Below are 6,213 nucleotides of genomic sequence, written 5' to 3'. Positions count from 1 at the left end.
GAGCGTTTGACCACCGCATCGAGATCATAGCCAATGCCCTCGGCCTTGAGCCCGAATTCCTTGGCGCGGTGCATCAGGTGAAACACCTCGGACGACCGCAGCATCGCCTTGGTCGGGATACAGCCCCAGTTGAGACAAATGCCCCCCATATGCTCGCGCTCGACAATAGCGACCTTCAGGCCCAGTTGCGCGCCCCGGATCGCAGCCACATAGCCCCCCGGACCCGCCCCGATTACGATCATGTCATAGGTAGTCGATGCCATGCGGCCCTCCGTTTCCAAATTTAGTTTGCCATTAAACTATTTTGCCCCATCTCGCAACGCGACATGATTGACCGACTGAACAAACATTTGTCAGGCGTGTCTTTCCGGCAATTCGGAACGCAGGACTTGGTCGCGGATCACGCCGCCTGCATGATCCGCCGCAGGGTGCCACCATAGCCGCCCTCGGCCTCGAATGCCTGCTCCTGCGCGGTTGAACGCCGCTCAAGCGCGGCATTGCGATAGGGAAAGCGGCCAAACTGGCGGATGACCTCGCGATGCGCGCGCGCATGCGTCAGGTTCTGCGCCCCATGCTCGGGCATCCGCTCGCACATCAGGCGCACGCACCGCTCTTGATCGCAGAGGTTCTCGGAATGCATCAAGGGCAGGTAAAAGAACTGCCGCGCCGGTTCGTCAATCCGCATGTCCCAGCCGCGATTGATCGCCACCTTGCCTGCCGCCAGCGCCTGTTGATCGGTGGCAAAGGCGCGGGCATCGTCCCGGAACATGTTGCGCGGGAATTGATCGGACAGGATCACATAGGCCAGCATCCCGTTGGGATAGGTCAGCCACAGACCATGCGCCCCCTCGCGGGCATTCTCCCATGCTGCCAGAAACCGCTCCCGCACCTCGGCATCCAGCGCCTCGGACGCCTTGTACCACCCCGCCGGTCCGACCTCATCCAGCCAGAAACGCAGCACGTCGTCGGGTGTGACCATAGGGGAACTCCTCATTGACCTATGACGTTTTCAAGACGGTAACGGGATTTCCCCCCGTTCCACAGTAACATAATGCTACAGAAGGGACATATTTTTCAGATTTCAATCCTCTTTCGCCTCTTGCGCGGTTTCAATGGCATATTCTTGCGCAAATTCCACCGCCATGGGCGAAGAAGACGGCGACACCGGCATATAGCGGTCGGTTTCGCGCACCGCCGGGGCCTTGCGCTGCGTCATCCGATAGATCGCATAGGCCACCATCGCGAACATCAGCACCGCGATATAGAGGAAATAGCCCCCCGGCCCCATCACCCCCATCATCCAGCCCACCATCAGCGGTCCTGCGATGGCTCCCAGCCCGTTGATGAACACCATGCCACCCGCCGCCGCCGCCATATCCTCATGCGCGAGAAAGTCGTTGGTATAGGCAATCAGCAGCGAATAGAGCGGGTTCGACGTGCCCCCGACGACAAAGGCCGCCAGCAACAGAAACCAAAAATTATCCCCCAGCACCATCCCGATGACCGCGCCAATGCCGGTGCCCAAGGACACCGCCGCAATCAGCTTGCGCCGGTCCATCCGGTCCGACAGCCACCCGAGCGGATATTGCGCCACCACAGCGGCCACGTAAAAGGACGCCACAAAAGCCGAAATTTGCCCGACACTCAGCCCCGCTTCGGCACCGTAAACCGCCGCCATCCCAAATTGCGCGGCAAAGACGCCGCCCGTCAGCAGCATCCCCACACAGCCCAGCGGCGAAATTTTCATGATCTGCCGCAGCGACAGCGGCTTGGTCGTGCCAAAGGCAGGCGTCGGGCTGACCGACAGCAGAATGGGCGCAAAGGCCAGCGACACCAGAACCGACGGGATCACGAAGAGCACATAGCCCGACGGGTCCGCCAGCACCATCAACCCCTGCGCCGACACAATCCCGATCATCTGCACGATCATGTAGAGCGACAGCGCCTTGCCGCGCGTGGCATTGGTGGCAGAGTTGTTCAGCCAGCTTTCGGCCGTCACATAAACGCCCGAGAAACAGAACCCGATCAGCACCCGGCCAATCGACCAGGCCCAAGGCTCAGTAATGGTGGGATAGAGGATCAGCACCGCCGAAATCATTGACCCCAGCGCGGCAAAGACCCGTACATGCCCGACCCGCCGGATCATCTCCGGCGCCATCCGAGAGCCAAAGAGAAACCCAACGAAATAGGACGACATGACCACCGACATCTCGTAGGTCGAAAACCCTTCGAGCGCGCCGCGCACCCCCAGAAGCGTGCCTTGCATGCCATTGCCGACCTGCAACAACATCATGCCCAGCAAGAGGGCCCAAGCCCCCGACAGCACCTGAAACATCGCGCTCTCCTTGTTCTTCGGGATCAGCCTAACAGATGCACCACCACGAGGCACCCCAAAGACGACTTACTCTGTCCCTTGCGCGCCCCGCCTGTCAGGCTTTGCCGCAGGGATCAACAGCGATGCGTCCCCGTAAGAGAAAAAGCGATAGCGCTCCGCCACCGCATGCGCATAAATCCGCCGGATCGTATCCGCCCCCATCAGGGCAGAGACCAGCATCATCAGCGTCGATTTCGGCAGGTGGAAATTGGTCATCAGCGCATCGGTCACGCGGAATTCGAACCCCGGATAAATGAAGATATCCGTATCCCCCGACCAGGCCGCAATCTCGCCCGTGGCCCGCGCCGCCGTTTCGATCAGGCGCAGCGCGGTGGTGCCCACGGGAATGATCCGCCCCCCCGCCGCGCGCGTGGCGGCAATCTCTGCGGCGGCCGTGGCACTCACCTCACCCCATTCGGCGTGCATCTTGTGCGAGGTCACATCCTCGACCTTGACCGGCAGAAACGTGCCCGCCCCCACATGCAGCGTGACATGGGTAAACCCCACCCCCATCGCCGCCAGTTCCGCCAAGAGCGCCTCGTCGAAATGCAACGAGGCCGTGGGGGCCGCCACCGCTCCCGGCGCCCGCGCCCAGACGGTCTGATAATCCACCTTGTCCTGCTCATCCGCCGGACGGCGCGCGGCGATATAGGGCGGCAGCGGCATCGCCCCCGCCTCGGCCAGCGCCGCATCGAAATCGTCGCCCTTGAGGTTGAACCGCAGCCGCCCTTGCCCCTCGTCCTTGGCCTCGAGCACCGCAGACAGCCGGTCGGAAAACACGATTTCCTCACCCTCGTTGATCTTCTTCAGCGGCTTGATCAGCGCGCCCCATGTGCCCTCCGTCCCCGGCTCCAACAGCGTGACTTCGATCTTGGCCGCCGTGTCCCCCTGCGCCCCTGACCGATGGCGGAGACCGCTCAACCGCGCGGGGATCACCCGCGTGTCATTCAGCACAAGCCGGTCGCCGGGCCGCAACCACCGCCCCAGATCAGCCACCCCCGCATCGGTGATCGCATCACCTTCCGCCACCAGCAACCGCGCCGCGCGCCGGGGTCTTGCGGGGCGCGTGGCAATCAACGCCTCCGGCAAGTCAAAATCGAAATCCGATAGCTTCATCTGTCCTGTCTTTGGTGAATATCCTGCGCCTCACGCTCGACCTTGTCCTCGACCTGTCCCGAGGTGGCCGCACGCCCTGTGCCCACCGTTGGCGCAGGCCGCCGGAACATCTCGCGCAGAAAGCCCGGTGCCAGCGCCGAGAGCGGGTTGACCGACACGTCCGGGTCCGAAGACAGCCCCGTGAGCGTGTAATTCATCCCGATAAGCCCCTCGCCGGGCCGGGTAAAGGCCTCTCCGATCCCGTTGAGCAGATAGACCGGCGACACCACGCCCTGCATGTCCATCCGCTTGTCGGCAAGACCGTAATAGCCATCCATCGAAATCCCGACCGAGGCCCCCACCGCGCTGCCTTCCAGCAGGATCAACCGATCCGGCGTCAGGCGAAACCGCGCATCGACCCGGCCAAAATGCAGCCCCTGCCCATAGAACTGCTCCAAGAGCCCGACAACGCTGACCGTATTCAGCAGCGCCGCCAGCGCCGGGGCCTCCTTGACCCGCACCTGATCAATCCCGAGCACCCCGTCATAGCTTCCGGGTTCCGGCGCGGGCGTCAACACAAGCTCCAGCGCCCCCTCGCGCGCCTGCCGCAAGAGGCCTGCCGCCTTGAGAAGGCCCCCGGCGTCGTCCGACCTGATCCGATAGGCGCTGCGCCCTCCCATCGGCACCACCTGCCCCGAAACTGGCGCGGTGCCATTCAACAGCCCGGTGAAATTGCCACTCGTGCCGCCCGTCGTGTCGAGATCGGCGCGGAACTCGGTCAGCGCCAGACCCTCCGAAATCTGCAACCGCTCCAGCCGCAGCGCGACCGGCACACCGCCGCCACCGCTGTTGCCTTCGGCCCCGCCGCCACCGCCGAGCGATGTCTGGCGCAGATCGACCGTGCCACCCGTCACCTCGACACGCGGCGCGACCCCTGCGCCCCGCCCGACCAATGCCACCGGCGCATCGAACCAACCGCCCAGCGTGACCCGGCTGAACTCGGCCCGGTCCAGCCCGCCGCCCGCGTTCAGGCTCACCCGCCCGCGCGCCTCGAGCCCGGCACCGCTCAGACCCAGCGCCGTAATCTCGGGCACCGGCCCCAAGCGGCCCGTCACATCCAGCCGCCCGCGCTGCGTCGCCCCCAGCGCCCAATCCAGTTGCGGCAGCCGCAGACCGATTCCCGCCAGATCCGAGGTCAGCGCAAATTCCGGCGCTTGCCCCTTGGCAAAGCCGATCTCCATCTCGCCTTGCCCTGCGCCCGACAGGCTCCCCGGTGGCAGGCCGATGCCGAACTCGTCCAGAAACCGCTGCGACAGCTCGATCTGCCCGCGCACCCGGCTCTCGCCCTGCGGATTGCCACCAATGGCCATCTGCCAACTGCCGCGCACCGGCACCGCCCCGACCTGCGCTGCGCCGCCAATCTGCAAATTCGTGTTGCTCGCCTCGACTGTCAGACGCTCCGCCGCCAGCACCCGCCCCTTGATGAGCGTGTCGCTGCGCACGTCGCTCAGCGTGCCGCCAAGGTCAAAGGCCACCTCTTCCGTGGTCAGCCGCTTCTTCAAGAGGAACGTCAACTGACCCGCCAATTCGGCCTGCCCCTCCGCCACTGTCACCGGCTGCCCGGCCTTTTGCAGGAAGCGAAAGGGCGGCGCATCGAGCAGCGACAGCGCCGCCGTGATCGTGCTCCGGGTCCGCAATACGGCCTCTGCGGGGCTTTCCTTGATCCGCACATCGGGAATGATGAAACTCGTGCCCGACACGTCAATGGCACCGCCCTCGTCGGCCACCACCTGCCCACGCTCGGCATGGATCACAAAGCGGTTGTCATAGAGCGACGCCCGCCCAGAGGCCCCCGTCATGGGCGGCACGTCGCGGACATAAACCGTTTCCAGATCCGCGAAATCAAACCCAAGGTAGAACTCGGGGCGATGTTCGGGCAAGAGGCGCAGGGCAAACTGAATGTCCCGCAGATCGGCCTTGGCCACGTTCTGCGCGATCCAGTCGCGCGTATTGGCCTTGGCGGCGCGGGGCCAGAGCGCCATCAACCGCTCCGGGGCCAGCCCGTCCATCTCGCCTTCCAGCGCGATATCCCACCCCGCCTCGCTGCCCCGCGCCTCGCCGCGCGCCCGCAGGTATTGACCCTGATCGCTCAGGGTCAACTCTCCGATGGTCAGCACAAAGGGTTGCAGCTTCAGCCGCAGCGCCACCTGCGCCTGCTCGAATCGGATCGGCTCCGGGTAGAGATCGGCCGGGTCCGCCACCACATCGCTCACCCGGATCTGCGCCTGCAATTCGCGCGGCCAGCCGGCCTCCATCCCCACCAGCCGCGCGGTGCCCTCGGCCCGCGCCTGCCCCCAGGCGCTATCCACCGACAATTCGGTAAAGCGGATTTCCTGCACCATCGGATCATAGGTCAAATAGCTGCGCGCCGAGCGGAACTTGATCGGCGCCGTGGCGGGCGTGGGCTGCAGCACGCCTGCACCAATCTGCAACGTGGCATTGAGCGGGCCCAGACGCCCCTCGCCATCGACCGCCGCCCTCAGCGCGCCTGAAATCGGTGCCTGCATCGCCCCAAGCCAGGCGAGAGCGGGCGATTGCCCGGCGATGTCACCCGCTGGCATATCCTCGAACGTGGCGCCAAATTCCGCCGCCTTGCTGCCGATCCGGCCGGTGTAATTCACCGCCAGCGTGGTCGCATAATCGCGCGCGCCAAGGAGCGCCACATCGCCGCGCAGGGTGATCTC

General features: G+C 64.8%; 5 protein-coding genes. All 5 read right to left on the bottom strand.

Going from position 1 to position 6,213, the window contains the following annotated elements:
- Positions 1-263: FAD-dependent oxidoreductase (locus tag KBT70_RS15135; RefSeq protein WP_296635624.1), on the bottom strand; the 263-nt coding region annotated here is incomplete at its 3' end.
- A 137-nt stretch (positions 264-400) separates the two neighbouring features.
- Positions 401-979 (bottom strand): DUF924 family protein, encoded by a 579-nt coding sequence (locus tag KBT70_RS15130; RefSeq protein WP_296635621.1) that lies wholly within the window; start codon positions 977-979, stop codon positions 401-403.
- A gap of 102 nt (positions 980-1,081) precedes the next feature.
- Positions 1,082-2,335: an MFS transporter gene (locus KBT70_RS15125; RefSeq protein ID WP_296635618.1), complete on the bottom strand. Its 1,254-nt coding sequence runs from the start codon at positions 2,333-2,335 to the stop codon at positions 1,082-1,084.
- Positions 2,336-2,401: 66 nt separating this feature from the next.
- On the bottom strand, positions 2,402-3,490 hold the full coding sequence (gene queA, locus KBT70_RS15120; RefSeq protein WP_296635616.1) for a tRNA preQ1(34) S-adenosylmethionine ribosyltransferase-isomerase QueA: 1,089 nt from the start codon (positions 3,488-3,490) through the stop codon (positions 2,402-2,404).
- The coding region (locus KBT70_RS15115) for an AsmA-like C-terminal region-containing protein (RefSeq protein WP_296635610.1) at positions 3,487-6,213 on the bottom strand (2,727 nt) is incomplete at its 5' end. The genes queA and KBT70_RS15115, both read right to left, overlap by 4 nt.

It is taken from the genome of Roseovarius sp. (assembly GCF_018066915.1).
Classification (GTDB): domain Bacteria; phylum Pseudomonadota; class Alphaproteobacteria; order Rhodobacterales; family Rhodobacteraceae; genus Roseovarius.
This window is presented reverse-complemented; position numbering and strand designations above follow the sequence as displayed.

What these genes read in the sequence shown, in the direction of transcription:
- KBT70_RS15130 (WP_296635621.1), bottom strand. Translation starts at nt 979, where the DNA reads ATGGTCACACCCGACGACGTGCTGCGTTTCTGGCTGGATGAGGTCGGA.
- queA (WP_296635616.1), bottom strand. Translation starts at nt 3,490, where the DNA reads ATGAAGCTATCGGATTTCGATTTTGACTTGCCGGAGGCGTTGATTGCC.
- KBT70_RS15125 (WP_296635618.1), bottom strand. Translation starts at nt 2,335, where the DNA reads ATGTTTCAGGTGCTGTCGGGGGCTTGGGCCCTCTTGCTGGGCATGATG.